The organism is Mycobacterium sp. (genome assembly GCF_035499775.1).
Classification (GTDB): domain Bacteria; phylum Actinomycetota; class Actinomycetes; order Mycobacteriales; family Mycobacteriaceae; genus Mycobacterium.
Genome location: NZ_DATJYB010000044.1, coordinates 1 through 2962 on the forward strand (window position 1 = coordinate 1; position 2962 = coordinate 2962).

3 protein-coding genes are annotated in these 2962 nt (G+C 66.3%); all 3 read right to left on the minus strand.

All coding sequences use genetic code 11. The annotated features are described in order from the left end of the window. Positions 1 to 381 precede the first annotated feature (381 nt). Entirely contained in the window at positions 382 to 774 is a 393-nt protein-coding gene (locus VML93_RS02680) for a hypothetical protein (RefSeq protein WP_325607409.1), read from the minus strand. 51 nt (positions 775 to 825) lie between these two features. Then, entirely contained in the window at positions 826 to 1521 is a 696-nt protein-coding gene (locus tag VML93_RS02685) for an LppX_LprAFG lipoprotein (RefSeq protein ID WP_325607411.1), read from the minus strand. Between the two features lie 111 nt (positions 1522 to 1632). Continuing rightward, positions 1633 to 2962, minus strand: a 1330-nt coding sequence (locus tag VML93_RS02690) for a type I polyketide synthase (RefSeq protein WP_325607413.1), incomplete at its 5' end; no start/stop codon positions are given.

The window sequence follows — 2962 nt, forward strand, 5'->3', positions numbered from 1 at the left end:
AGCCTCACGTTGCCCGAATTGTTCCGCCACCCTCATACCTCCAAGTCTCCGGTACGACGACCCGCGCGGGGCAGCCGACGACGATGGAGAAACGGACTAGCCAGAGTCGAGCATCAAGGCAGGCTTCAGTCCCGCCAGCGGGGATGGTGGTCATCGCCGTGGTGTTCTTCCAATTTGGCCGGAGCCACAACCCCGACCCCGACGAACCCCCGCCCTTCTGCCGGCACCTCACGGCCTCGAAACCGAACAAGCTGCGTCCGCACAACGGCATTCATGCGCATCGAGCAACGCATGCCAGTCAGCCGGTCGAGTTTCGGTGTCGCGCAACCAGCTGAGAGAAGGTGTTCTTCGCGTGTTCGGCGTCACCACCGCGGGAAAAGACTAAGGACCGTTGCGGTCGTCGATGCGTTGCCTCACATCGCCGTTGGCTAGGGCTGTGGCGCCCAACCGGGTGGCGTTCCACTGCACGCCGCGATCACTGCTCTGCGTTCCCTGGACCAATTCGGCGTGCTCCAGCACCTGCATCGCCTCCCCTACCACTGCGTACAGTTTTTCCGCCGGCCGCGATACCTTGTTGGCGCCGCGATACCGGCGCAGGAGCCAGCTGACAAGCTGCAGGGTGTGGAGATCCTTGCCGTGGCGGGGTCCATCCGGGCCGAACGCCGGCATCAGCTCTGCGGCCAGGTCCTCCGGCGACAGCCCCATCAGCGACTCGAAATCACCTTGTGCGGCGTCCCCTTCGGCCGCGTGGTTCCTTTTTCGGAACAGTGCCAAGCCAGACCTCCAGTCAGGCCGCAGCCGTTCTAGGCCGGTCCTAGGCCGGTTCTAGTCGACGTTCACCGGTTCGTTCCATTTGGACAGCTGGACCTGGACGGTCCCGCCCCCGAGGTCCACGCTGGCCCGCACGAGGCGGTGTGAACCGTCGTTGGCAATCCACACGGTCGCCGGTCTCGAGCTTCTGGCACCGGGATCGAGCTGCTTGACGCTGTCCACCGGAAGGGTCGCGCTAGTTTTGTTGGTGTTGATCCCGTCGATCACCTCGGTGCCCTGCGGTTGCAGGTTGGTGACACCCCCCAGCAACTTGGTCACACCATTGATGGGGTCGATCAGGCGGGTGGCGGACAGATCGGTGACGTTGCCGAGATTGGTCCAGTCGTCGAACAGCTTCACCGAGATGTTGTCGTCCTTCACCCGGAACGGGACGCCCGACTGACCCTGATAAGTGCAGTCGCCCTTGGCGGCGAGCGGCTTGGCCCGCATGTCGACGTCGGCGCCGGTGATACCCAGCATGCTGTCGACCTGGCCGTTCGTCCGCATCGTCAGATGCACGCTGTTCAAAGCCTTTGTCGCGTCCAGCGCTTGCCGGATGTCGGTCTTCAGCGGCGAGTCGGGCTCGGAGGTGGTGGGACTATTTCCCGCGGACTCAGGTGTGGCAGACGAGCACCCCGACAGCCATAGCCCCAGGCAGACACCCAGCACCACCAGAACGACGGACCTCGCCGTCGATCTTCGATCTTTCATTCCATACCACCTCAATGATGTTCGCCCATGCAGCTTGCGCGGAGGGCGGTACCCAATCAAGCACTCGGGAGCGGACCCGGACGAGCTTGCTGGCTTTCATGATCGTACCCATCAAGAAAGCGCCGCGACCTTCTCCTGTTCGGGTTCGACGACCCGCGGCGTTCCATTCCCGGACCCGGAAGGCTGACTTTCCGGCATTTGCTGGGCCACATAGCTGGCGACGGCGGCAGCGGTCGGATGGTCGAAGATCAGCGTGGGTGGCAGGGTCAGCCCGGTAGCGGTCTTCAGCCGGTTGCGCAGTTCGACGGCGGTCAGCGAGTCGAAGCCCAGGTCGGGGAATTCGGCCTCGGGGTCGATGTCCTCGGGGGAAGGCCGGCCGAGCACCGCGGCGGCCTGCATGCACACCAGCCCCACCAGTAGCTCGCGTTGTTCGTCGGCCCCCAGCCCCTGAAGGCGTTGGGCCAGCGCCGACTTCGACTGGGCGGCATCGCCGCTGTCCTCGATCTGGCGGCGCCGCGGCCGGCGCACGAGCCCGGCGAACAACGGTGGCAACCCGCCGGTCTGGGCCAAGGCGCCCAAGGCGCCGCGGTCCAGGAGGGTGTCCACCATGAGCGGCTGATTGATCGCCAGCGAGGCGTCAAGAAGCTCTAGTGCCTGCTCGGGACTCATCGGCGCCAGTCCGCTCCGGCTCATCCGGGCCAGGTCGCGGCTGCTCAAGTGAGCGGTCATGCCGCCGGGCTGTTCCCACATGCCCCACGCCAGCGATATCCCGGCCAACTTCGCGGCCTGACGGTGAGCCGCCAGCCCGTCCAGGAACGAGTTGGCCGCCGCGTAGTTACCCTGCCCGGGTGCACCCACCGTGGCCGCGATCGAGGAGCACAGCGCGAACATCGCCAAGTCCAGATCGCGGGTGGCCTCGTGCAGGTTCCACGCCGCGTCCACCTTGGCCCGCAACACCGTGTCGATCCTTTCCGGCGTCATCAAGGTGATCACCGTGTCGTCGAGCACCCCGGCGGCGTGAATGACCCCGCGCACCGGCGGGAACTCGCGCGACAACCGGGCGAACAAACCCTGCACCGCGTCGCGATCGGCCACGTCACAGGCGACAACCTGGACCTGGGCACCGGCTTCGGTCAACTCGGCGGCCAGTGCGGCGGCCCCTTCCGCGCGATCGCCGCGTCGACTGGCCAAGACCAGATGACGCACCCCGTAGGCGTCGACCATGTGGCGGGCCAGCACGGCGCCGACCGCCCCGGTGGCACCGGTGATCAGCATCGTGCCGCCGGCCAGCCCGTCGGCCAGCGCCGACGGCATCGTCAAGATCACCTTGCCGATGTGGCGGGCCTGGCTCATGAACCGGAAGGCCGCCGGGGCGCAGCGCACATCCCAGGTGGTGACCGGCAGCCGGTGCAGGATCTGGCTGTCGAACAGTTCCTTCACC